At 73.9% G+C, this 20,972-nt stretch carries 25 protein-coding genes; 13 read left to right on the top strand and 12 right to left on the bottom strand.

The window, feature by feature from the left end; genetic code table 11:
* The first annotated feature begins 54 nt into the window (after window positions 1-54).
* The 4 genes from EUS26_RS08075 (at window position 55) to EUS26_RS08060 (ending at window position 3,202) form a co-directional block, all read left to right on the top strand.
* Complete coding sequence (locus EUS26_RS08075) at window positions 55-693, top strand: TetR/AcrR family transcriptional regulator (protein ID WP_165368551.1); 639 nt, start codon at window positions 55-57, stop codon at window positions 691-693.
* A 58-nt stretch (window positions 694-751) separates the two neighbouring features.
* Window positions 752-979 (top strand): DUF3107 domain-containing protein, encoded by a 228-nt coding sequence (locus EUS26_RS08070; protein WP_130012964.1) that lies wholly within the window; start codon window positions 752-754, stop codon window positions 977-979.
* A 171-nt stretch (window positions 980-1,150) separates the two neighbouring features.
* Window positions 1,151-1,420: a GlsB/YeaQ/YmgE family stress response membrane protein gene (locus EUS26_RS08065; RefSeq protein WP_130012962.1), complete on the top strand. Its 270-nt coding sequence runs from the start codon at window positions 1,151-1,153 to the stop codon at window positions 1,418-1,420.
* 258 nt (window positions 1,421-1,678) lie between these two features.
* Entirely contained in the window at window positions 1,679-3,202 is a 1,524-nt protein-coding gene (locus tag EUS26_RS08060) for a DEAD/DEAH box helicase (protein WP_130012960.1), read from the top strand.
* On the opposite strand, the gene EUS26_RS08055 is transcribed toward EUS26_RS08060, so the two are convergent.
* Window positions 3,178-4,050 (bottom strand): PHP domain-containing protein, encoded by an 873-nt coding sequence (locus EUS26_RS08055; RefSeq protein WP_130012958.1) that lies wholly within the window; start codon window positions 4,048-4,050, stop codon window positions 3,178-3,180. The genes EUS26_RS08060 and EUS26_RS08055 overlap by 25 nt on opposite strands.
* A gap of 108 nt (window positions 4,051-4,158) precedes the next feature.
* Between EUS26_RS08055 and EUS26_RS08050 the strand changes: the two genes are divergently transcribed.
* Complete coding sequence (locus EUS26_RS08050) at window positions 4,159-4,857, top strand: DcrB-related protein (RefSeq protein ID WP_130012956.1); 699 nt, start codon at window positions 4,159-4,161, stop codon at window positions 4,855-4,857.
* Between the two features lie 49 nt (window positions 4,858-4,906).
* On the opposite strand, the gene EUS26_RS08045 is transcribed toward EUS26_RS08050, so the two are convergent.
* On the bottom strand, window positions 4,907-6,409 hold the full coding sequence (locus EUS26_RS08045) for a threonine/serine exporter family protein (RefSeq protein ID WP_130012954.1): 1,503 nt from the start codon (window positions 6,407-6,409) through the stop codon (window positions 4,907-4,909).
* Window positions 6,410-6,480: 71 nt separating this feature from the next.
* Between EUS26_RS08045 and EUS26_RS08040 the strand changes: the two genes are divergently transcribed.
* Entirely contained in the window at window positions 6,481-7,995 is a 1,515-nt protein-coding gene (locus EUS26_RS08040) for an aminopeptidase P family protein (protein ID WP_130012952.1), read from the top strand.
* A 38-nt stretch (window positions 7,996-8,033) separates the two neighbouring features.
* Here EUS26_RS08040 and EUS26_RS08035 read toward each other — a convergent pair whose 3' ends face one another.
* Entirely contained in the window at window positions 8,034-8,528 is a 495-nt protein-coding gene (locus tag EUS26_RS08035) for a YflT domain-containing protein (protein WP_130012950.1), read from the bottom strand.
* Window positions 8,529-8,619: 91 nt separating this feature from the next.
* Here EUS26_RS08035 and EUS26_RS08030 point away from each other — a divergent pair, with 91 nt between their 5' ends.
* The 3 genes from EUS26_RS08030 to EUS26_RS08020 are packed head-to-tail and all read left to right on the top strand — an operon-like array spanning window position 8,620 to window position 11,706.
* Window positions 8,620-9,903, top strand: a complete 1,284-nt coding sequence (locus EUS26_RS08030; RefSeq protein WP_130012948.1) for a magnesium transporter MgtE N-terminal domain-containing protein — start codon at window positions 8,620-8,622, stop codon at window positions 9,901-9,903.
* Window positions 9,896-10,504: a DUF1003 domain-containing protein gene (locus EUS26_RS08025; protein WP_130012946.1), complete on the top strand. Its 609-nt coding sequence runs from the start codon at window positions 9,896-9,898 to the stop codon at window positions 10,502-10,504. The genes EUS26_RS08030 and EUS26_RS08025 overlap by 8 nt, the downstream gene beginning before the upstream one ends.
* Before the next feature lie 53 nt (window positions 10,505-10,557).
* Window positions 10,558-11,706, top strand: coding sequence for an Mrp/NBP35 family ATP-binding protein (locus EUS26_RS08020; protein ID WP_130012944.1), 1,149 nt, complete (start codon window positions 10,558-10,560; stop codon window positions 11,704-11,706).
* Between the two features lie 26 nt (window positions 11,707-11,732).
* Here the strand turns inward: EUS26_RS08020 and EUS26_RS08015 are convergent, their stop codons facing one another.
* The 3 genes from EUS26_RS08015 to sigE form a co-directional block, all read right to left on the bottom strand.
* Window positions 11,733-12,143 carry a twin-arginine translocase TatA/TatE family subunit gene (locus EUS26_RS08015; RefSeq protein ID WP_130012942.1) on the bottom strand — a complete coding sequence of 137 codons (411 nt, stop codon included), beginning with the start codon at window positions 12,141-12,143 and terminating at the stop codon, window positions 11,733-11,735.
* Between the two features lie 61 nt (window positions 12,144-12,204).
* Entirely contained in the window at window positions 12,205-13,437 is a 1,233-nt protein-coding gene (locus EUS26_RS08010) for a S1C family serine protease (RefSeq protein WP_130012940.1), read from the bottom strand.
* 26 nt (window positions 13,438-13,463) lie between these two features.
* Window positions 13,464-14,048 carry an RNA polymerase sigma factor SigE gene (sigE, locus tag EUS26_RS08005; RefSeq protein ID WP_130012938.1) on the bottom strand — a complete coding sequence of 195 codons (585 nt, stop codon included), beginning with the start codon at window positions 14,046-14,048 and terminating at the stop codon, window positions 13,464-13,466.
* Between the two features lie 65 nt (window positions 14,049-14,113).
* Between sigE and EUS26_RS08000 the strand changes: the two genes are divergently transcribed.
* On the top strand, window positions 14,114-14,746 hold the full coding sequence (locus EUS26_RS08000; protein WP_130012936.1) for an O-methyltransferase: 633 nt from the start codon (window positions 14,114-14,116) through the stop codon (window positions 14,744-14,746).
* Between the two features lie 60 nt (window positions 14,747-14,806).
* Here EUS26_RS08000 and EUS26_RS07995 read toward each other — a convergent pair whose 3' ends face one another.
* Window positions 14,807-14,974 carry a DUF3117 domain-containing protein gene (locus EUS26_RS07995; RefSeq protein WP_010147956.1) on the bottom strand — a complete coding sequence of 56 codons (168 nt, stop codon included), beginning with the start codon at window positions 14,972-14,974 and terminating at the stop codon, window positions 14,807-14,809.
* A 132-nt stretch (window positions 14,975-15,106) separates the two neighbouring features.
* On the opposite strand from EUS26_RS07995, the gene EUS26_RS07990 reads away from it, so the two are divergent.
* Both EUS26_RS07990 and EUS26_RS07985 read left to right on the top strand, forming a co-directional pair.
* A complete protein-coding gene (locus EUS26_RS07990; protein ID WP_165368550.1) occupies window positions 15,107-15,895 on the top strand; it encodes a PaaX family transcriptional regulator in 789 nt (262 codons plus the stop codon).
* A 9-nt stretch (window positions 15,896-15,904) separates the two neighbouring features.
* A complete protein-coding gene (locus EUS26_RS07985) occupies window positions 15,905-16,708 on the top strand; it encodes an enoyl-CoA hydratase/isomerase family protein (RefSeq protein ID WP_130012932.1) in 804 nt (267 codons plus the stop codon).
* Between the two features lie 48 nt (window positions 16,709-16,756).
* Here the strand turns inward: EUS26_RS07985 and EUS26_RS07980 are convergent, their stop codons facing one another.
* From EUS26_RS07980 to EUS26_RS07965, 4 genes are read right to left on the bottom strand one after another with little or no spacing between them, the layout of a single operon-like run.
* Window positions 16,757-17,986: a hypothetical protein gene (locus EUS26_RS07980; protein ID WP_130012930.1), complete on the bottom strand. Its 1,230-nt coding sequence runs from the start codon at window positions 17,984-17,986 to the stop codon at window positions 16,757-16,759.
* Window positions 17,983-18,618, bottom strand: a complete 636-nt coding sequence (locus EUS26_RS07975) for a DNA-3-methyladenine glycosylase I (protein WP_130012928.1) — start codon at window positions 18,616-18,618, stop codon at window positions 17,983-17,985. The genes EUS26_RS07980 and EUS26_RS07975 overlap by 4 nt, the downstream gene beginning before the upstream one ends.
* Window positions 18,615-18,944 (bottom strand): DivIVA domain-containing protein, encoded by a 330-nt coding sequence (locus tag EUS26_RS07970; RefSeq protein WP_238148862.1) that lies wholly within the window; start codon window positions 18,942-18,944, stop codon window positions 18,615-18,617. The genes EUS26_RS07975 and EUS26_RS07970 overlap by 4 nt, the downstream gene beginning before the upstream one ends.
* A 54-nt stretch (window positions 18,945-18,998) precedes the next feature.
* A complete protein-coding gene (locus EUS26_RS07965) occupies window positions 18,999-19,754 on the bottom strand; it encodes an LOG family protein (protein ID WP_130012924.1) in 756 nt (251 codons plus the stop codon).
* Between the two features lie 59 nt (window positions 19,755-19,813).
* On the opposite strand from EUS26_RS07965, the gene EUS26_RS17120 reads away from it, so the two are divergent.
* On the top strand, window positions 19,814-20,659 hold the full coding sequence (locus EUS26_RS17120) for a hypothetical protein (protein ID WP_202865088.1): 846 nt from the start codon (window positions 19,814-19,816) through the stop codon (window positions 20,657-20,659).
* A 7-nt stretch (window positions 20,660-20,666) separates the two neighbouring features.
* Here EUS26_RS17120 and EUS26_RS07955 read toward each other — a convergent pair.
* Window positions 20,667-20,972: citrate/2-methylcitrate synthase (locus EUS26_RS07955; protein ID WP_272947954.1), on the bottom strand; the 306-nt coding region annotated here is incomplete at its 5' end.

Here is a 20,972-nt window from a genome sequence, read left to right as displayed (position 1 = left end):
TGCCGTCGGCGGCCGGGGGGCCTACGATGGGAGGATCGAGAAGGAGGGAGAACCGTGACTACTCCCCTGACCACCGAACGACGTGTCCGCCTACCCCGTCAGCAGCGCCGGGCCCAGCTGCTGCGTGCCGCGCTGGAAGCCTTTGCCGAGTCCGGCTACCACTCCACCGCCATGGACGACATCGCCGACCGTGCCGGCGTCAGCAAACCCGTGCTCTACCAGCACTTCGACAGCAAGCTCGACCTCTACGTCGCCATCGCCGACTCGGTGGCGGACGAGGTGGTGCGGCGCATCGAGGGCGCGCTCGCGTCCGGCGAGGGCAACCGTGCCCGCATCGCCGGGTGTCTGGGCAGCTTCTTCGAGTTCGTCGAGCAGCCGTCCTCCGGCTACCCGGTGCTGTTCCGCTCCGACATGACGTCCGAGCCCGCGGTCGCCAGCATCCTGGAACGGACCCGGCGCGCCTGCGGCGAGTCCATGGGCCGGGTGCTGGCCGAGGAGACCGAGCTGAGCTGGGACGAGTGCGTCCTCCTCGGGACGACCATGGCCGGTATGGCCCAGGCCGCTGCGGTCGCCTGGTACGACCGTCGGGGCAACCTGACCCGGGAGCGGGTGCTCGAGCTGCTGTCGACGATCGCGTGGCGGGGCCTGGGAGCGGTGCCCCCGCGCGCCAGCGTCGTCGCGGTCCCGGGCTAGGCTGGCCCTCCGCCCTCACCGGGCGACCCACTGCTACTCGTCAGGGAGGTATCCCACCGTGGAGGTACGCATCGGAGTCCGCGACGTCGGACGCGAGGTCACCTTCGAGTCGGCGCAGACGCCGGCCGCCGTCCGTCAGGCCGTGACCGAGGCGCTCAGCGCCGAGTCGAAGGTCCTGGAGCTCGAGGACGAGAAGGGCCAGACCATCATCGTCCCCACCGCGACCGTGGCCTACGTCGAGATCGGGGTGCAGGAGAAGGGCCGCGTCGGGTTCGGGAGCCACTGAGCCCGTCCCTGGTCACGCCAGGGTCACGAAACGGCCCGACGCGTCGTGTCAGGTGGTGTTCGGGGCCCGGATTGCCTACATTGAGCGCGATCCGCGCGGGGTCACATCCACGCGTCGGTCACCCAGAGGGTTGTCACCTCCTGGGCTGTCTTGTGCGAAAGGGTCATCCTCATGATCACCACCATCATCGTCGCTCTCATCGTCGGCTGCATCGTCGGCCCCCTGGCCCGGTTGATCCTTCCGGGTCGGCAGAACATCTCGATCCCCATGACCATCCTGCTGGGGGCCATCGGCTCCCTCATCGGGTCCTTCGTCGGTGCCAACTTCCTGGGCACCAGTGGTGACCAGTTCAGCTTCTGGGGTCTCATCCTCGGCACCATCTTCGCGATCGTCGCGGTGCTGGCCTACGGCGCCATCACCGGGCGCAAGGCGGTCCGCTGACCGGTCCCGGCAGCTCGCCGAACGGCGCGTCCCTCCGGGGGCGCGCCGTTCGGCGCGTCCGGACCCTCGACACCGCTCGGGTAGGCTGGTAGACGTTCACCGGTGCCCGGTCGGCCGTCCTGCCACGATGGTCAGACGGTTGTTCGCGGGTCGGGCGAGTGGCCCGGCCCCTTTCATCGCCCAGTTCCCGATCGGCCCGGACCGCCCCGACGACGCCTCGTCGGGAGTCGGCCGCACTCACCCGATCAGGGAGTACCCATGCAGGAGACCCGCACCTTCGCCGACTTCGGACTGCACCCGGACATCGTCCGGGCGCTCGCCGACGGCGGGATCACCCACCCGTTCCCCATCCAGGCCATGACGCTGCCGGTGGCCCTCTCACGGCACGACATCATCGGCCAGGCCAAGACCGGGACGGGCAAGACCCTCGGGTTCGGACTCCCGCTGCTGCACAACGTGGTCGGCCCGCAGGACGCCGGGTTCGACGACCTGGACAAGCCCGGCGCCCCCCAGGCCCTGGTGGTCGCGCCCACCCGCGAGCTCGCGGTCCAGGTCGCCGGCGACCTCTCCAAGGCTGCGGCGCACCGGTCGACCCGCATCTTCACCGTCTACGGCGGCCGTGCCTACGAGCCGCAGATCGAGGCCCTGAACCGCGGTGTCGAGATCGTCGTCGGCACCCCGGGCCGGCTGCTGGACCTCGCCTCCAAGGGCCACCTCGACCTCGGGCACGCCCGCACCGTCGTCCTGGACGAGGCGGACGAGATGCTGGACCTCGGCTTCCTGCCGGACGTGGAGAAGCTGCTGGCGCTGACCCCGGCCGGCCGCCAGACCATGCTGTTCTCCGCGACCATGCCGGGCGCCGTGGTCTCCCTGGCCCGCAGCTACATGACCCAGCCCACGCACATCCGCGCGGTGAGCGACGACGACGACGGCCGGCAGACCGTGGCGGCGGTCGAGCAGTTCGCCTACCGCGCGCACGCCATGGACAAGGTCGAGATGCTGGCCCGCATGCTGCAGGCCGACGGGCGCGGGTTGACCATCGTCTTCGCCCGGACCAAGCGCACGGCCGCCAAGGTCGCCGACGAGCTCAACGACCGCGGCTTCGCGGCCGCCGCGATCCACGGCGACCTGGGCCAGGGGGCCCGGGAGCAGGCCCTGCGCGCCTTCCGGAGCGGGAAGGTCGACATCCTCGTCGCCACCGACGTGGCAGCCCGCGGGATCGACGTCGAGGCCGTGACCCACGTCATCAACTACCAGTGCCCGGAGGACGAGAAGACCTACCTCCACCGGATCGGACGCACCGGCCGCGCCGGTGCGACCGGTGTGGCCGTGACCTTCGTGGACTGGGACGACATGCCCCGGTGGGGCCTGATCAACAAGGCGCTGGACCTCGGCTACCCCGAGCCGGAGGAGACCTACTCCTCCAGCCCGCACCTCTTCGAGCAGCTGGGCATCCCCGAGGGCACCCGGGGCACGCTCCCGCGGTCCGCCCGCACCCGCGCGGGGTTGGACGCCGAGACGATGGAGGACATCGAGGGCACCTCGGGCCGGGAGCGCGGCGACCGTCGCGGCCGCGGCCGCTCCGGACGGAGCGGCCAGCGCGGCGGGCAGGACGGAGGACGCTCGGGACGCGAGGGCCGGGCCACGAGGCCGGCCGCCGGCACGGAGGGGTCCGGAGGTTCGACGCGACGGGCCAGCTCGACCGAGTCGTCGGGCTCCGGTGGCCGTCGCCGTCGGCGCCGCCGCACCAGCGCCGGTCAGGGCGAGTCGCCCAGCAGCTGACCACCGGTCATCTCGAGGAGCGTCTCCAGCACGCGGGGCGGGGTGGTGTGCTCCCCGAGGCGGTTCGGCTTCCCGGCCCCGTGGTAGTCGCTGGACCCCGTGGGCAGCAGCCCGTGACGGGCGGCCAGACCCGCGGCGCGCTCCCGGTCCCCGGGGCCGTGGTCCCGGTGCTCGACCTCGATGCCGGCCAGGCCGGCACCCACGAGGTCCTCCAGCACCTCCGGCGGCACCGCGTGACCGCGGGCCGAGGCGAACGGGTGGGCCAGCACCGCCGCGCCCCCGGCCGCCCGCACCAGCTCGACGGCCCGCCGCGGGTGGGGGGCGTAGTGCGCGACGTGGAACGGGCTGCTCGAGTGCAGCACGTCGGCGAAGGCGGCGTCCCGGTCGGGGTAGCGCCCACGCCGGACGAGGACGTCGGCGATGTGGGGACGACCCAGCGAGGCCCCGGCCGCGGCCTCGGCCTGCACCTCCTCCCACGACACGGAGAAGCCCGCCGAGGCCAGCCTCTCGACCATCCGGCGCAGCCGGCCGTCGCGGCTGTCGCGGACGCGGTCCAGCTCGGCCCGCAGGTCGGCGTGGTCGGGGTCCACGAAGTAGCCCAGGAGGTGGACCGAGGCCCCGGCCGCGCTGCACGACATCTCCAGCCCCGGCACCACCGCGACGCCCTGCTCCTGACCGGCCCGGTCGGCCTCCTGCCATCCCGAGACGGCGTCGTGGTCGGTGAGGGCCACCACGTCGAGGCCGGCCCGGCGCGCCCGCCCCACCACGTCCGCGGGGGTCTGCGTGCCGTCGCTGTGCGTCGAGTGCACGTGCAGGTCGATGCGGGCGGAGGGGGCGAGACGGGGCATGAGGCCACCGTAGGCGCCGGCCCGGGACCGGCATACTGGAACCCCACGTCCGTCCGCCGCGTTCCACCAGCGCGCCCGGTACCGCACCACCACGACACGAGGAGAAGCATGACCACGACCCGAGCCTCGCTCCGGACCGCTGCGGCCGCGACCGTGCTGACCGTGCTGGCCCTCGCCGGTTGCGCGGAGGAGGAGCCGGTGGCGGAGCCGACGGCCACGGCCACCGAGACCGACGACGCCGCCACGAGCAGCCCCGCCGAGGACACCGGGGAGGCGACCGCAGCCCCGGAGGAGGCGACGGACGACGCCGCGCAGACCGAGCAGGCGGCGGCGACGAGCGAGCCCGAGGAGCCGGAGGAGCTGGAGCTCAGCGCGAGCGACGACTCCTTCGAGGTCACCTTCCCCGCCGGGTGGGAGGACGCCACCTCGACCGCGCAGGAGCAGACCGAGACCGCCGTGCTGGCGGCCCGGGCTGCCGAACGGGTGGACTCGTTCTACAGCAACATCGTCATCACGCAGGAGGAGTACGTCGGCAACCTCACCTCCGCCGTGGAGAACGCCGCGGAGGAGCTGGCCGGGGAGGGCGGCGAGTACCAGCTGCTCGAGCCGGCCGAGGTGGACGGCAACCGGGCGCCCGGCTACACCCTCGTGCGCGAGGTGCAGGACGCCACGGTGCACCAGACCCAGCGCTGGGTCTCGCACGAGGGGACGCTCTACGTCGTGACGCTGTCGGCCGTGGAGAGCCAGGCGGAGGAGGCGCAGCCGGTCCTCGACGACCTGCTCGCCAGCTGGTCCTGGAACGACTGAGCGGGGACCGCACCTCCCCCGGACCGGTCCTGGCGAGCCGTCCCGGCGCTCAGGCGTCCGCCACGTAGGTGCCCCGGGACCGCCGCCGGGCCCGCATCGCGGCGCGGTCCAGGCCGAGCTTGCGGCGGGCGGCGAAACCGCCGATGGCCAGCCCGCCCGCCAGGCCGAGGCCGGTGGCCACGGCGTCGACGAAGTGGATCACCGCCTCGGCCACGGTGTCCGGGTCGTTCTGCATGATGACGTAGAGGGCGCGGTAGACCGCCATCCCCGGGAGCAGCGCGACGATGCCTGCCGTGGCGATCGCGGCCTCCGGGACGTGCAGCAGCCGGTACGCGAGATAGGCCAGGGCCCCCACCAAGGAGGCCGCGAAGGCGACACCGGCGGGGGTGGCCAGGCCGACGTAGATGGCGACCTCGAGGGTCAGCCAGGCCGGCACGGCGACCCCCACGCTCACCAGGATGGTCCTGGTGCCGGAGTAGGTGCTCAGGCAGAAACCGAGCGCGATGAGCATGGCACCGATGGTCGAGAGCAGGGGGGTGCCACCGAGCCCCAGGAGCGGGTTGGCCTGCATGTTGACGCCGAACCAGCGCGAGATGCCCAGCACGGCGGCGACCCCCACCGCGATGCCCAGGGTCATCATGACCACCTCGAGGCCACGGGCCCCGGCCGTGACGTAGTAACCGTCGATGGCGTCCTGCGCGGCTCCCAGGACACCGAGGCCGGCGAGCAGGACGACGATGCCGGAGATGACGACGACGGACGGGCTCTCCCGGCCGACGGCATACATGACCAGGGCGATGCCCGTGGGGATGGCGGCGCTGAGCACCTGGGTGAAGAAGGCAGCCACACCCCAGATGAAGAGCTGGCGCTGGACGCGGTCCACGGTGGCTGCGGACAGCGCGGCCACCGCCCACATCAGCGGGCCGGCGCCGAAGAGCATGACGACGCCCACCGACATGATCGCGGCACCGACGGTGACGACCCAGCGGCGGTAGGGGTGGGGCGAGGCGAGCAGCGCCGACAGGTGGACCCGCGCCGTGTCGACGTCGAGCGACGGCCCGTCGCCGGAGCTCTCCGCCGAGCGGACGATCTCCTCGATGTGGCGCTGCACCGCCTCCAGCCGGGTGTAGTCCGGCGACCGGTCGTTGATGACCCGCATGACGGTCAGAGAGTCCTCGTCCACCCCGCGGTGCACCGAGACCGAGATCGAGGTGTAGGTGATGTCGACGTGCATCGACCGGATGCCGTAGGCGTGCCCGAGGCGCAGCACGATGGCCACCGTGTCGGCCGCCGACGCCCCGGTCGACAGCAGCGCCTCACCGACCCGCAGGGCCAGGTCGCAGACCGCCCGGGCGTGCCGCTGGCTCGCCTCGTCGGCGCCGGTGCGCACCCCCAGCGCCTTGGTCGGCGGCGAGCTGGAGCGCACCACGTGCACGGCGGCGTGCTTGAGGTGGCGACCGAGGCGGGCCGCGGGGATCAGCTGCGGGCGACCGATCCGCTGGGGTCCGGTCACCTCGCCGGGCATGGTCGTCAGAGGGGTGTGCTCGCTCATCAGGATCCAGGGTAGAGCTCTCCGCTGACCATCCGCTCGACGCTCCCTGGGCACCGCCTACGATGAGCCGGGTGAGTGAGAAGCAGCACAAGGCAGAGCACCGGAACCGGCCCACCGGCGAGGCCTTCATGGCCTTCATGCGAGAGGGGTGGGCACCCCGGGAGAGCGAGCTCCCCGGGCTCACCGACGCCGCCCGGTATGCCGCGGCGCGCCGGGACGCCCTCTCCGCCGCCTTCCCCGGCGAGCGCCTGGTCGTCCCCGCCGGCGGGCTGAAGATCCGGAGCAACGACACGGACTACGTCTTCCGCCCGCACAGCGCCTTCGCCCATCTCACCGGGCTGGGTGCCGACCGCGAGCCGGACGCGGTGCTCGTCCTGGACCCGCTGCCCTCCGAGGAGGGCCACGAGGCGACGCTCTACTTCCTGCCGCTGGCCGACCGGGACAGCGAGGAGTTCTTCGCCGACTCGCGCTCGGGGGAGTTCTGGGTCGGCTCCCGACCCACGCTCGCCAGCGCCTCGGCCGAGCTGGGTCTGTCGACCCGTCACCTGTCCGAGCTGCCGGACGCCGTCGCGAAGGACCTCGGCCCTTCCGGGCTGGCGGTGCGGGTCGTGCGCGAGGCCGACCGCGAGGTCACGGCCACCGTCGACCGGGTCCGCGAGCAGTCCGGCCTCGGCGCCGCCGCGCAGGACGGATCCGTCCAGGAGGCCGACCTCGAGCTGTCCCGCACCCTCTCGACGATGCGCCTGGTCAAGGACGAGTGGGAGGTGGCGCAGATGCAGGAGGCGGTCGACGCCACCGCGACGGCCTTCGACGCCGTCGTGGAGCACCTCCCGGAGGCGGTCCGCCGCGGCCGTGGCGAACGCTGGGTCGAGGGGGTCTTCGGGCTGCACGCGCGCCACGCCGGCAACGGCGTCGGCTACGACTCGATCTGCGCCGCCGGCGACCACGCGACCACCCTGCACTGGATCCGCAACACGGGCGAGGTGAGGGACGGCGACCTCCTGCTGCTCGACGCCGGCGTGGAGACCGACGCCCTCTACACCGCCGACGTCACCCGCACCGTGCCGGTGTCCGGCCGCTTCACCGAGCCCCAGCGACGCGTCTACGAGGCGGTGCTGGAGGCCCAGGAGGCCGGCCTGGCCGCGGTGCGGCCGGGCCACCGGTTCAAGGACGTCCACGCCGCCGCCATCGAGGTCATCGCGCGCCACCTGCTGGAGTGGGGGCTGCTGCCGGACGACGTCACCCTCGAGCAGACCCTGGACGCCGAGGCCGGGCAGTTCCACCGCCGCTGGATGGTGCACGGCACGAGCCACCACCTCGGCCTCGACGTGCACGACTGCGCGCAGGCCCTCCGCGAGGACTACGTCGAGGGCGAGCTGCGGGAGGGGATGGTCCTCACCGTCGAGCCCGGGCTCTACTTCAAGTCCGACGACCTGCTCGTCCCCGAGGAGCTGCGCGGCATCGGCGTGCGCATCGAGGACGACGTCGTCGTCACCGCCGACGGCTCGCGCAACCTGTCGGCCGCGCTGCCGCGGACGGTCCACGAGGTGGAGGCCTGGGTGCGCGGCGGGGGACGCAGGGGCTGAGCCCGCGGGCGCGCCTGCCTGGGCGCCCGGAGGCCCGGTCAGGGCAGCCGGTTGCCCAGCAGCTCCCGGGCGCGCTCGACCAGCTTGTGCTCGGTGAGCACCTCGTAGCGGGTGGCCACCACCTGCGTCACCGAGGTGAAGTCGCGCCGTCCCCGCGTGAGCGCGTAGCCGATGAGGCCCCAGACCAGGCCGAAGACGGCGCCGAAGCAGACGGTCCAGATCACCGTCATGAGGGCGTCCCGCGGGCCGGCGAAGAGGGCGAAGATCAGGCCGACGAACAACCCCAGCCACACCCCCGACAGGGCACCGCCGAGCGCGACGCGGCCCGTCGTGAGCCGGCCGGTGACCCGTTCCACCTGCTTGAGCTCGGTCCCGACGATGAGCACCTGGTCGACCGGGAACTCGCGGTCGGAGAGGTAGTCGACGGCCTCCTGCGCCTGGTCGTAGCGCTCGAACACCCCGAGGCTCTTGGGGTAGTCGAGGTCCAGGGTCGGCCGGGGCAGGGCAGCGCGGGAACCGGTGGGAGTAGTCACCCCCTCATTGTGCCCAGGACGCCGGGGCCGGCGCCATCCCACCGGACCGCGCCCTCGGGGGCGGTCCCTCCCCCGTCGTATTCTTCCTGGGGTGAGCACCCACCGCGTCTTCGTGGCCCGACTGAACGGGCTCAGCGTCTTCGACCCGCTGGGTGACGAGGTGGGTCGGGTGCGCGACGTCGTCGTGACCCTGACGGTGCGCTCGGCGTCGCACGGGCCGCGCGTCATCGGCCTGGTCGTCGAGGTCCCCGGGCGCCGTCGCGTGTTCGTCCCGATCACCCGGGTGACGTCGGTGGACGCCGGACAGGTCATCACGACCGGGCTGGTCAACATGCGCCGCTTCGAGCAGCGGGCCGGGGAGACCCTCGTCGTGGGGGAGCTCTTCGACCGGCAGGTGACGGTGACCGACGGGCCGGAGCGGCACCCCGCCGTGGTCGAGGACATGGCGATGGACCAGCAGCGGGGCGGGGACTGGCGCATCACCAAGGTCTTCGTCCGCAGGGGCCGGGACGAGGCCCCCCGACGGGGGCTGCTCCGTCGACGCCGCGGGGAGACGCTGCTGGTCGACATCGAGTCCGTGGAGGGCCTGCAGGAGCAGGGGCCACCGCAGGCCGCGACGGCCCTGCTGGAGGCCTACGAGGACCTCAAGCCGCAGGACCTCGCCGAGGCCATCCACGACCTGTCGGCCAAGCGTCGCGCCGAGGTGGCCGACGCCCTCGACGACGAGACCCTGGCCGACGTGCTGGAGGAGCTGCCGGACGACGACCGGCTCGAGATCCTCACGCATCTGCCGACCGACCGGGCGGCGGACATCCTCGAGGTCATGCAGCCGGACGACGCCACCGACCTGCTCTCCGACCTCCCCGAGGCGGTGCAGGAGCAGCTGCTCGCGCTCATGCGGCCCGACGAGGCCGCGGACCTGCGGCGGCTGCTGACCTACGACGAGAACACCGCCGGTGGTCTCATGACGACCGATCCGGTCATCCTGGGCCCGGAGGCCAGCATCGCCGAGGCCCTGGCCCTGGTGCGACGGGAGGAGATGCACCCGGCCACCGCTTCGCTGATCTACGTCACGCGACCGCCGCACGAGACGCCCACCGGGCGGCTGCTCGGCAGCATCCACATCCAGCGGCTGCTGCGTGAGGCGCCGCACCAGCCCGTCGGCTCCATCCTGGACAGCGACATCGACCCCGTCTCCCCCGGCGCGAGCCTCGGTGTGGTCACCCGCGCCCTGGCCACCTACAACCTGGTGGCCCTCCCCGTCGCCGACCCGGAGGGTCGCCTGCTGGGCGCGGTGACCGTCGACGACGTCCTCGACCACATCCTCCCGGACGACTGGCGCGAGGCCGACCTGACGGAGGTCGGCGATGTCTGAGCCCACCCGTCACACCGCCCGCTCGCGCGGCGGCGACCGCCGCACCGTCGCCAAGCCGGCCGGGCCCCGGCTCGACCAGCCGCTGGCCAAGCAGTCCCGCTGGATGCCGCAGGCGCGCATGGACCCGGAGAGCTTCGGCGCCTTCGCCGAGCGCTTCGCCCGCTTCATGGGCACGGCGCGCTTCCTCGTCTGGATGACGATGTTCGTCGCCATCTGGCTGGCCTGGAACACCCTGCTCCCCGCCGAGGCGCGCTTCGACCCCTACGCGTTCATCTTCCTCACCCTCATGCTCAGCCTGCAGGCCTCCTACGCCGCGCCCCTCATCCTGCTCGCGCAGAACCGCCAGGACGACCGCGACAAGGTGCAGATGGAGCAGGACCGCACCCGCGACGAGCGCACCCAGGCCGACACCGAGTTCCTCACCCGCGAGGTAGCGGCCCTCCGGCTGGCCATGCGCGACATCGCGACCCGCGACTTCGTCCGCTCCGAGCTGCGCGACCTGCTGGACGAGCTGCGCGCCCAGGACGACGCCGCCGAGCACGCCGGGCCCGGGCAGCGCGACCCCGCGGACGGGTCGGCCGCGCCGCACCGCGACCGCTGAGGGGCCCGCCCCGGGCGTCCGGAGGGCAGCCGCGGAGGCCTACCATGGGGAGTATGCCCACCCCCAGCGACGACGCCCTGCACGCTGCCCTGGCCCGCGTCAACGACCCGGAGATCAAGAAGCCCATCACCGAGCTCGGCATGCTCGAGTCGGTCGACGCCGGCGACGACGGTCACGTCCAGGTCACGGTCCTGCTGACCGTCCCCGGGTGCCCGCTCAAGGACACCATCACCCGGGACGTCACCGCCGCGGTGAGCGAGGTCGAGCACGTCACCGGCGTCGACGTGCGTCTCGGCGTCATGAGCGAGGAGCAGCGCGGCGCGCTGCGCGACCAGCTGCGTGGTGGGCAGGCCGAGCGCGAGATCCCCTTCGCCCGGCCCGACTCCCTGACGACGGTGTATGCCGTGGCCTCCGGCAAGGGCGGCGTGGGCAAGTCCTCGGTCACCGTCAACCTCGCGGTCGCCCTGGCCGAGGAGGGTCTGCGGGTGGGGGTCGTCGACGCCGACATCTACGGTTTCTCGGTGCCGCGCATGATGGGCATCACCCAGGCCCCCACGCAGGTGGACGACATGATCCTGCCCCCGGTGGCCGAGCCCAGCGGGGTCAAGGTCATCTCCATCGGCATGTTCGTCCCCGGGAACCAGCCGGTCGTGTGGCGCGGGCCCATGCTGCACCGGGCCATGCAGCAGTTCCTGGCCGACGTCTACTGGGGCGACCTGGACGTCCTGCTGCTGGACCTGCCGCCCGGCACCGGCGACATCGCCATCACCGTGGCCCAGCTGCTGCCGAGCAGCGAGCTGCTCGTCGTCACCACGCCCCAGCAGGCCGCCGCGGAGGTCGCCGAGCGGGCCGGGGCGATCGCCCTGCAGACGCACCAGCGGCTGGCCGGGGTCATCGAGAACATGTCCTGGCTGGAGCTGCCGGACGGCTCGCGCTCCGAGCTGTTCGGCAGCGGCGGCGGGCAGGCGGTGGCCGACTCGCTCTCCCGGTCGATCGGCGCGCAGGTGCCGCTGCTGGGCCAGGTCCCCATCGACGTCGCGCTGCGCGAGGGGGGCGACCACGGCACCCCCGTGGTGGCTCAGGACGGGGCCTCGGACTCCCCCGCTGCGACCGCCCTGCGCGGTGTCGCCCGTCAGCTGGCCCGGCGCGGCCGCGGTCTGGCCGGACGCAAGCTCGGCATCACCCCGACAGCCCGGGCCTGACCCTCGTCGGCTCGTCTGCCACCGGCTCAGGTGGCGTCGGTGTCGAAGGGCGTCGGCCGTGAGGGGTCGAAGCCCGCGCCGAGGGCCGGGCGCATGCGGGCGGACACCGGCTTCTCCTCCGTCCCGCCCGTCGCGGCCGTTGCCGCCGATGCCCGGGTGGCCGAGGGCCTCGCACCGGGACGGGGCTCGCTGAGCGCCTCCCGCACGATGCGCCGCGGGTCGTACTGCCGCGGGTCCAGCTGCTGCCAGTCGATGTCGTCGAAGCCGGGGCCGAGCTCGTCGCGCAGCTGCCCCTTGGCGCCCTCGGCGAGGTCCCGCAGGTAGCGCACGCCCTGCCCGAGCTTGGCGGCATACCCCGGCAGGCGGCTCGGACCGAGGATGATGAGAGCGGCCAGGACCAGCAGCAGGATCTCGCCGCCCGCGAAGTTGCCGATCACGCCGCTCCTCCGCTCCGTGGACCACCCCGTGCGGGTGGTCGCGTCGACGCCGTCACCCTACCTAGTCTCCGGACCCGGCCAGGGTCACGCTGACCGTCCGGTCGTCGCCGGCCGCGGTCCGCAGCTCGATCTCGACGGTGTCACCGACGGCGTAGGAGCGCAGGACGACGATGAGGTGCTGCGAGTCGCGGATGGTCGTCCCGTCGACCGAGAGGATGACGTCGCCGGGCCGCACCCCGGCGCGGTCGGCCGGACCACCCTCGACCACGGGGGTCTCCTCGCCGGCGACCTGGCGGCGGACCCGGGCGCCCTCCCCGGTGTAGGCGAGGTCGACGAGCACGCCCATGACCGGGTGCTCGCTCGTGCCCGTCTCGATGAGCTGGGTCGCCGTGCGGTCGGCCTGCTCCGCGGGCACCGCGAAGCCCAGCCCGATGCTGCCCGCGCGGCCGCCGAAGCCGCCCGCCTGCGGCAGCTGCGCGATGGCGGAGTTGACCCCCACGACGCGGCCCGACAGGTCGAGCAGCGGGCCACCGGAGTTGCCGGGGTTGATGGCGGCGTCGGTCTGGATCGCGCTGATGTAGCTGGTGCTCTCCTGCGTCTCCCCGGCGACGACCGGCCGGTCCTTCGCCGAGACGATGCCGCTGGTGACGGTGCTGTCCAGGCCCAGCGGGGCACCGACGGCGACCACCGTCTGACCGACCTGCACCTCGTCGGAGTCGGCGAACGCCAGGGGGGTGAGGTCCTCCCGGTCCACCCGCAGCACGGCGATGTCGTAGGCCTGCTCGCTGCCCACCACCTCGGCGTCCAGCGGCTCCTGACCGGGCAGCTCGACGACGATCGGGTCGCCGTCGCCGGCGACCTCGATGACGTGGTGGTTGGTGACGAGGTACCCGTCGCTGCGGACGACGAAGCCGGACCCCAGCCCGAGGGAGCCGTCCTGGCCGATGGAGATGAGGGCGACGCTGGGCAGGACCGCACGCGACAGGCCGCTGATGGTGCCGTCGGCCTGCGCCGGAGGGTCGGGCGGGCTGGTCGGTTCCGGCTGGGGGGCGGCCGGCTGCGCCTGCCCCCCTGTCTGTCCCTGCTCCGCGGGCGCCGCGCCCGGGGCGGGGTCGAGGCGGTCGGCGAGGACGGCGCCACCGAGCCCACCGAGGCCTCCGCTGACCAGCGCGACGAGCACCACCGGGGCCAGCGACCTCCGCGCCGCGCGCCTCGGGGCGGGACGTCGCGGGACCGGCGCCGGGGGAGGTGGGGCCGCCCCGTCGACGGGGCGGTGCACGGTGGGGTCGGTCATACCCAGGGATTCTGCCAGCGCGGGCCTCAGCCGAGCGCGGCGGCCGGGCGACCGAGCCCGGCGGCGCTGGGCCGCAGCCCACGGGTGGGCCGCCGGTGCTCCAGGGACTGCCGCAGCAGCGCGCGTCCCCGGTGGATGCGTGAGCGCACGGTGCCCATCTTGATGCCCAGCGTCTGGGCGACCTCCTCGTAGGAGAGGCCCTCGATGTCGGACAGCACGACCGCCGCCCGGAACTGCGGCGGCAAGGCGTTCAAAGCCGCCTGGATGTCGCCGTCCAGGTGGGTCATGGCGTAGACCTGCTCGGGGTCGGTGCCGGTGGCCCGCAGCGGCAGCCGGGCGGACAGCTCCTCGGTGAGAGCGTCGAAGCGGATCCGCTGACGTCGACGCATCTTGTCGAGGAAGAGGTTGGTGGTGATCCGGTGCAGCCACCCCTCGAAGGTCCCGGGCCGGTAGGAGTCGAGGGACCGGAAGACGCGCACGAAGACGTCCTGCGTGAGGTCCTCCGCCTCGTGCGGGTCGCCGGTCAGCCGGTAGGCCAGCCGGTAGACCCGGGGCGAGTGCTCACGCACGATCTCCTCCCAGCTCGGGGGGACCCAGTCCGGCGTCGACATAGCCATCACGGTTCCAGGTCCGGCTGGGAGGAGGCTGGACGGGACGGGCGGGATAGGCTACGCGCATGGCAGCACCCAAGGCATCCTCGGTCGCCTACGCCGAGGACTTCATCGCTCCCCACCCCGTCATCGAGTCGGCCCAGCGACGCGGCGAGGAGCTCGGCGCGACCCCGCTCGGCAACGGGGCCGGCGCCACGCTGCGCCTGCTGGCCGCGGCGGTGCGGGCCACCCACGTGGTGGAGGTCGGCACCGGCGCCGGGAGCTCGGGCCTGTGGCTGCTGCAGGGGATGGCGCGCGACGGCATCCTCACGACGATCGACAACGACCCGGAGCACCAGCGCGCGGCCCGGGAGGCGTATGCCGCGGCCGGCATCCCCCCGCAGCGCACCCGCGTCATCAGCGGTGAGGCGGCCGCCGTCCTCGGCCGGCTCACCGACGGCGCCTACGACCTGGTCCTCGTCGACGCGGACAAGGACGGCTACCCGGTCTACGCCGAGGCCGCGCTGCGGCTGCTCCGGCCGGGCGGGCTGCTCGTCCTCGACAACATGCTGTGGCACGACCGGGTCGCGGACCCGGCGGCCCGCGACGAGACGACGACCGTCCTGCGCGACCTCGGGAAGAGCCTGCGCGAGGAGGACGGGCTGGTCCCCGTCCTGCTCCCGGTGGGCGACGGGCTGTTCGTCGCGGTCAAGCGCTGAGACACGCGGGAGCCCCCGGACGACGGGACGTCCAGGGGCTCTCCTGCAGCGCGGCGGGGGTCAGCCCACGCAGTCCTTGATGGCGTCGCCGAGAGCGCTCGCCTCCTCGGCGTTCATCTCGACGACGAGCCGGCCACCACCCTCCAGAGGCATGCGCAGGACGATGCCGCGCCCCTCCTTGGTCACTTCCAGCGGACCGTCCCCGGTGCGGGGCTTCATAGCTGCCATGGTTGCCCTTCCTCGTGGCGCGGCTGCGCCGCTCCTCCGCCGCGGTGTCGACGGAGACATACCCACCGTATTATTCCCCCTCCCCGACGGCGCGCCTAATCGGGGTGGACCCTCGTGCGGCACACTGTCCCCGTGCACGCCCGCTCCGCCGTCGTCGACCTCTTCGGCGACCACCTGCGACGACGTGGCTGGTGGGCCCCGGTCTCCGCGGTCCTCGCGCTGACCGGGACGGTCGACGTCGCGGGCCCCGCGACCCGCACCGCCATCTCCCGGCTCGTGGCCCAGGGCTGGCTCGAGGCGCACTCCGAGGAGGGGGTGCGGGGGTATGCCGCGACGCCCCGCGCGCGCCACCGCTGGGAGCGGGCCCACGACCGGGTCTACGCCCCGGGACCGCCCGCCTGGGACGGCCGGTGGCACCTGGTGCACGTCGACTCGGGGGGCGACCGTCGACGCCGCGAGCAGGTGGCGCGGACCATGACCTACCTCGGCTACGGCCGGTGGGGCTCGGGCGGCTGGGTCAGCCCCCGTCCCAGCCCCGAGCTCGAGCCGTCGCTGGAGCCCCTCGAGGTCGGCTGGGTAGCGGTGCACGGTCGGCTGGAGCCGGCCCAGGACGCCGCCGGCCTCGCCGCCCGGGTGTGGGACCTGGACGCGCTGGCCGGGGAGCACCGCAGGTTCGAGCAGGCCCTCGACGCCTCCCCCGCCGTCGCCGGGCTGGGTCCGCAGGTCGCGTACCGGGAGCGCACCGTGCTGGTCCACGCGTGGCGGCGCTTCCTCTTCCAGGACCCGGACCTGCCGCCGGAGGTGCTGCCGCGCGACTGGCCGGGACACCGCGCGCGCCGCCACTTCCTCGACCGGGCGGCCGCCCTGGCCCCGGCCGCCGACCGCTACGTCGATGACGTGCTCGCCGAGACCAGACGCTAGGTTGGGACGATGAGCAGCGCCGCCTCCCCCGTCCACGTGGACCACGACGCCGGGAGCGGTGTCGCCGTCGTCCGGCTCGACCGCGCGGACGCCATGAACTCCCTCGACGTCGCCACGAAGGAGGCCCTGCTCGACGCGCTCCGGACGGTCGCGGGCGACCCGGAGGTCCGGTGCGTCGTCCTCACCGGGTCGGGCCGGGCCTTCTGCGTCGGCCAGGACCTCAAGGAGCACGTCAGCCTGCTGGGCCAGGACGCCGAGGCCCTGTGGCGGACCGTGGCCGAGCACTACAACCCCGTCGTCGAGCTGCTCGCGACGATGGACAAGCCGGTGGTCGCCGCGGTCAACGGGGTGGCGGCGGGCGCCGGGGCCGCCTTCGCCTTCGCCTGCGACCTGCGCTACGTCGCGGCCTCGGCGGGCTTCAACCTCGCCTTCACCGGGATCGCGCTGTCCTGCGACTCGGGCACGTCCTGGTCGCTGCCCCGCCTGGTCGGCACCGCGCGGGCCAAGGAGCTGCTCCTCTTCCCGCGGACGGTGCCCGCCGAGGAGGCGCTGGGGCTCGGGCTGGCCACCGAGGTGGTGCCCGACGAGGAGCTCCTGCCGCGGGCGATGGACGTGGCGCGGCGGCTGGCGGCCGGCCCCACGCTGGCCTACGGCGCCGTGCGGCGGGCCGTGGCGTTCTCCGCCGGCCACGGGCTCGCCGACTCCCTGGAGGTCGAGGAGACCCTCATGGCCCGCACCGGCACGAGCGCGGACCACCGCGCGGCCGTGGACGCGTTCCTGGCCAAGGAGAAGCCGGTCTTCTCCGGTCGCTGAGCCGCCCGTCACGGCGAACCGGGCGTCCGGCGGCACCCGGGCGGACGGTCACGGCGGGTAGTCGCTCGGGGGCTCGAACCGGAAGAGGTACCACCCCCACCAGACCTGCCAGCCGACCATGAGCGCGGCCAGGACCGTGGTGCGCAGGACCAGCAGCCAACGGGGCTGCGGGGACGTGCCCGGCGCCCAGCCCGCGCCGGCCATCACCACGAACAGCGGGAACAGCAGCATGAGGTAGCGGTAGAGGCTGGTCCACGGGTCCAGCGCCGCGAGCAGGTAGAACGCGTACCCCAGGCACCAGGTGCGCAGGGCCAGCCCCAGCCCCGCCGCCCACGGCCCGACCACCGCCAGCACCAGCAGGCCGCAGCCGGCTGCCAGGACGAGCAGCCCGGTGAGGTCGCCCCACAGCCACTGGGCCCGCTCGATGCTCGGCAGGAAGGGCCGTACCTCCTCGCCCCCGCGCCACGCGGACATGGTCGCCGTGTAGGCGTCCGCCCGCCCCGTCCGCAGCCAGGCCACCGCCGGCCAGACCAGCCCCGCCAGCCCGCACCCCACGAGGGCGGCCCCCATCGCCAGGTAGTCCCGCGGGTGCAGCGGGTCCGTCCCGCGCCGTCGCCACCGCGCCACGACGACCACGAGCGCCACCAGACCGAGGGGCAGGGCCACCGGTCGCGCGAGCCCGGTGAGCAGCGCGACCACGCCCGCGGCCCACCACCGCTCGCGCACGAGCAGCCAGAGCGCGCCCGCGAGGACCAGCAGGGCGAGCGACTCGGTGTAGGCGACCTGGAAGGTGGGCGAGCTGGGGTAGGCGCCCAGCAGGGCCACCCCGGCCAGCGCCCCGGCCGGCCCCACACGGTCGCGCAGCAGCCCGGCCACGACGAGCGCAGCGGCATACCCCAGCACCGTCGCGACCACCGGACCGGCGACCGCGAACGGCCACCCGGTGAGGGCCATGACGCCGCGGGCCAGCAGCGGGAAGGTCGGGTAGAACGCCCACGGGTTCTGCCGGACGAGGCCGTCGGACCCGACAGGCAGCCGGTCGGGGTACCCCTCGGTGGCGATCCGCTCGTACCACTGCCCGTCCCACAGGGTCGCGAACTGGAAGTACAGCCCGACGCCGGGGTCGTCGTACACCGACGGGTCCTGGTAGTCGTGGGCCAGCCGCACGAGGATGACCCCGCTGACGACCCGCAGCACGGTCCACAGGAGCACGACCGCCCCGAGGAAGCGCAGGTCGGGCCGCCGGCCCACCGCCGGCGTCGCGGCGGCGACGGTCATGAGGTGGCGCGCATCTCCGTCGGCCGGACCCCGGAGCGCGACGACCCGGCGCGGAAGCAGCCGACGAGGTGGTCGTCGACCAGGCCGCAGGCCTGCATCGCGGCATACAGCGTCGTGGGCCCGACCTGCTCGAACCCGGCCTTGCGCAGCCGCCTGGCGAGCAGCTCGGACTCGGCCGTCTGGGTGGGGACGTCGGCGAAGTGGCGCGGCCGGGGCGTCGGCTCCGGGGCGTGCGTCCACATGAGCTCCTCGAGACCGCCGTGCTCGCGCAGCGCGAGGGTCGCGCGGGCGTTGGCGATGGTGGCCTCGATCTTGCGCCGGTTGCGGACGATCGACTCGTCGGTCAGCAGCCGCTGGACGTCGTCCTCGGTGTAGTCGGCGACCACCTCGGCGTCGAACCCGGCGAAGGCGCGCCGGAAGCCCGGGCGCTTGCGCAGGATGACCAGCCAGGACAGACCGCTCTGGAACCCCTCCAGGCACAGCCGCTCGAGGAGGGCTGACTCACCGTGGACCGGCTTGCCCCACTCCCGGTCGTGGTAGTCGCGGTAGTCGGCGTGGTGGAGGCCGGGCCACCCGCACCGGGGGACCCCGTCCGGGCCGACCGTCAGGTCCTGCGCACGCGCGTCGCTCACGGTCGCCCCTCCGCCGTCAGGTCCGGCCGCTCCTCCGCGCCCCCGGCCGTCCCGTCCCGCAGCCTGGTGATCTCGGCGTCCCGCTCGCCCAGCTCGTCGGACAGCCGGGCCAGGACCTCGTCGACCTGCTCCATGCGGTAGCCGCGCACCGCCGGGTCGAAGCGGAGCGCTCGCACCGCGTCCGGCCCGACCGGGCCGGACGGCAGGCCGCGCGCGGACTGCGTGCCGACGGCGGGGCCCACTCCGGGCACCTCCTGCCGGGTGACCGCCCACGCCAGCACGGCGCCGAGGGCGATCACCGCGCAGACGACCCCGAGGATGATCACGGCACCGATCATGGCACGGCGGGACCGCCGGACCCGACACCGGGCCCGACGCCCTCAGACGTCGCGGTGCTCCGGTGCCGCGCGGTGCTCGCGGTGGGCCCGGACCCACCGGACGGCCTCGTCCACGTCATCGGTGACCTGGAGCAGGTCCAGGTCGGCCGCGGAGATCATCCCCTCGGCCAGCAGCGTCGACGTCAGCCACCCGAGCAGGGGCGACCAGTAGTCGCGGCCGAGCAGCACGATGGGGAAGTTGGTGACCTTGCCGGTCTGGATGAGGGTGACCGCCTCGAAGAGCTCGTCCAGCGTCCCCACGCCGCCGGGCAGCACGACGAAGCCCTCGGAGTACTTGACGAACATCGTCTTGCGGACAAAGAAGTAGCGGAAGTTGACGCCGAGGTCGACGTGGTCGTTGAGGCCCGTCTCGAAGGGCAGCTCGATGCCGAGACCGACCGAGGTGCCGCCCGCCGCGGCGGCGCCCTTGTTGGCCGCCTCCATGGCCCCCGGTCCCCCGCCGGTGATGACGGCGTAGCCGGCCTCCACGAGGGCACGGCCGACCCGTTCACCCCAGGCGTAGTAGGGGTGGTCCACCGGGATGCGGGCCGACCCGAAGACGGCCACGGCGGGGCCGATCTCCGCCAGCGCCCCGAAGCCCTCGACGAACTCGGCCTGGATGCGCATCACCCGCCACGGGTCGGAGTGGACCCAGTCCGCCGGCCCGTGGTCGTCGAGCAGTCGCTGGTCGGTCGTCGTCCGCGGCACCTGCGTGCCCCGGAGGGTCACCGGCCCCTTGTGGTAGTCACGGCGCGTCACCCGGCCGACCCTACGCGAGGGTCCCGGGCGGCCCTGGCGCGGGCTCCTAGACTGGCCGGGTGCCCCGATCCGTCGCCGCCCGCCTCCTCGTGCCCGCGCTGGCGGTCGGTCTCACCGCGACCGGCGCCGTCCTGGGCACCCGGTGGGCGGCCACCGAGCTGGCGCCCGCCCGGTGCACCTTCGTCGCGGCGGACCGGGAGGTGCGGCTCACGCCCGAGCAGGCGGCGAACGCCGCGACCATCGCTGCGGTCGCGGTGCAGCGCGACCTCCCGCCGCGGGCGGCGAGCATCGCGCTGGCCACCGCCATCCAGGAGAGCAAGCTGCGCAACCTGCGCTACGGCGACGCCGACAGCCAGGGCCTGTTCCAGCAGCGCCCCAGCCAGGGCTGGGGCACCGTCGAGCAGGTGACCGACCCGGTCTACTCGAGCAACGCCTTCTACGACGCGCTCGTGCAGGTGAGCGGGTGGGACCAGGGCGTCGTCACCGAGGTCGCCCAGGAGGTGCAGCGCAGCGCCTTCCCCGACGCGTATGCCGACCACGAGTGGGAGGGGCGCGTCCTGGCCTCGATCCTCACCGGGCAGGAGGGGTCGGCGACCCGGCTCGACTGCCGGCTCGGCCGTGGCGCCGGGACCGGGTCGGCCCAGGGGGTCGCCGACAAGGCGGCCACCCAGCTGGGGGTGGACGGCCGCGCGGACGGGCGGCTGCTGCTGCTGGAGGCCCGGGACCCCGCGCGCGCCTGGGCCGTCGCGACCTGGGCGGTGAGCCACGCGGAGGCCGAGGACGTGGTCCGGGTGCAGGTGCAGGGGCGTACGTGGACCCGCTCGTCCGGGACGTGGTCCTCGGACGCGGACGACGACGGGGCGGCGACGTCGTCGCCGACCACCGTCGTCGTCGAGGTGGGCTGAGCGGCGCTCAGCCGCGCTGGTCCACCGGCGTGTAGTCGCGCTCGCCCTCGCCGACGTAGACCTGCCGCGGGCGGCCGATCTTGGTGGCGGGGTCGTTGATCATCTCGCGGTACTGCGCGATCCAGCCGGGGAGGCGCCCGATGGCGAAGAGCACGGTGAACATGTCGGTGGGGAAGCCCATCGACTCGTAGATCAGCCCGGTGTAGAAGTCGACGTTGGGGTAGAGCTTGCGCTCGACGAAGTAGTCGTCCTCCAGCGCCTTCTGCTCCAGCTCCATCGCGAGCTCCAGCAGCGGGTTGTCACCGGCCTTGGC

Source organism: Serinicoccus sediminis (genome assembly GCF_004153545.1).
Lineage (GTDB): Bacteria > Actinomycetota > Actinomycetes > Actinomycetales > Dermatophilaceae > Ornithinicoccus > Ornithinicoccus sediminis_A.
This window is presented reverse-complemented; position numbering and strand designations above follow the sequence as displayed.

What these genes read in the sequence shown, in the direction of transcription:
- EUS26_RS08065 (WP_130012962.1), top strand. Translation starts at nt 1,151, where the DNA reads ATGATCACCACCATCATCGTCGCTCTCATCGTCGGCTGCATCGTCGGC.
- EUS26_RS08060 (WP_130012960.1), top strand. Translation starts at nt 1,679, where the DNA reads ATGCAGGAGACCCGCACCTTCGCCGACTTCGGACTGCACCCGGACATC.
- EUS26_RS08055 (WP_130012958.1), bottom strand. Translation starts at nt 4,050, where the DNA reads ATGCCCCGTCTCGCCCCCTCCGCCCGCATCGACCTGCACGTGCACTCG.
- EUS26_RS08050 (WP_130012956.1), top strand. Translation starts at nt 4,159, where the DNA reads ATGACCACGACCCGAGCCTCGCTCCGGACCGCTGCGGCCGCGACCGTG.
- EUS26_RS08045 (WP_130012954.1), bottom strand. Translation starts at nt 6,409, where the DNA reads ATGAGCGAGCACACCCCTCTGACGACCATGCCCGGCGAGGTGACCGGA.
- EUS26_RS08025 (WP_130012946.1), top strand. Translation starts at nt 9,896, where the DNA reads ATGTCTGAGCCCACCCGTCACACCGCCCGCTCGCGCGGCGGCGACCGC.
- EUS26_RS08020 (WP_130012944.1), top strand. Translation starts at nt 10,558, where the DNA reads ATGCCCACCCCCAGCGACGACGCCCTGCACGCTGCCCTGGCCCGCGTC.
- EUS26_RS08010 (WP_130012940.1), bottom strand. Translation starts at nt 13,437, where the DNA reads ATGACCGACCCCACCGTGCACCGCCCCGTCGACGGGGCGGCCCCACCT.
- sigE (WP_130012938.1), bottom strand. Translation starts at nt 14,048, where the DNA reads ATGTCGACGCCGGACTGGGTCCCCCCGAGCTGGGAGGAGATCGTGCGT.
- EUS26_RS08000 (WP_130012936.1), top strand. Translation starts at nt 14,114, where the DNA reads ATGGCAGCACCCAAGGCATCCTCGGTCGCCTACGCCGAGGACTTCATC.
- EUS26_RS07995 (WP_010147956.1), bottom strand. Translation starts at nt 14,974, where the DNA reads ATGGCAGCTATGAAGCCCCGCACCGGGGACGGTCCGCTGGAAGTGACC.
- EUS26_RS07985 (WP_130012932.1), top strand. Translation starts at nt 15,905, where the DNA reads ATGAGCAGCGCCGCCTCCCCCGTCCACGTGGACCACGACGCCGGGAGC.
- EUS26_RS07980 (WP_130012930.1), bottom strand. Translation starts at nt 17,986, where the DNA reads ATGACCGTCGCCGCCGCGACGCCGGCGGTGGGCCGGCGGCCCGACCTG.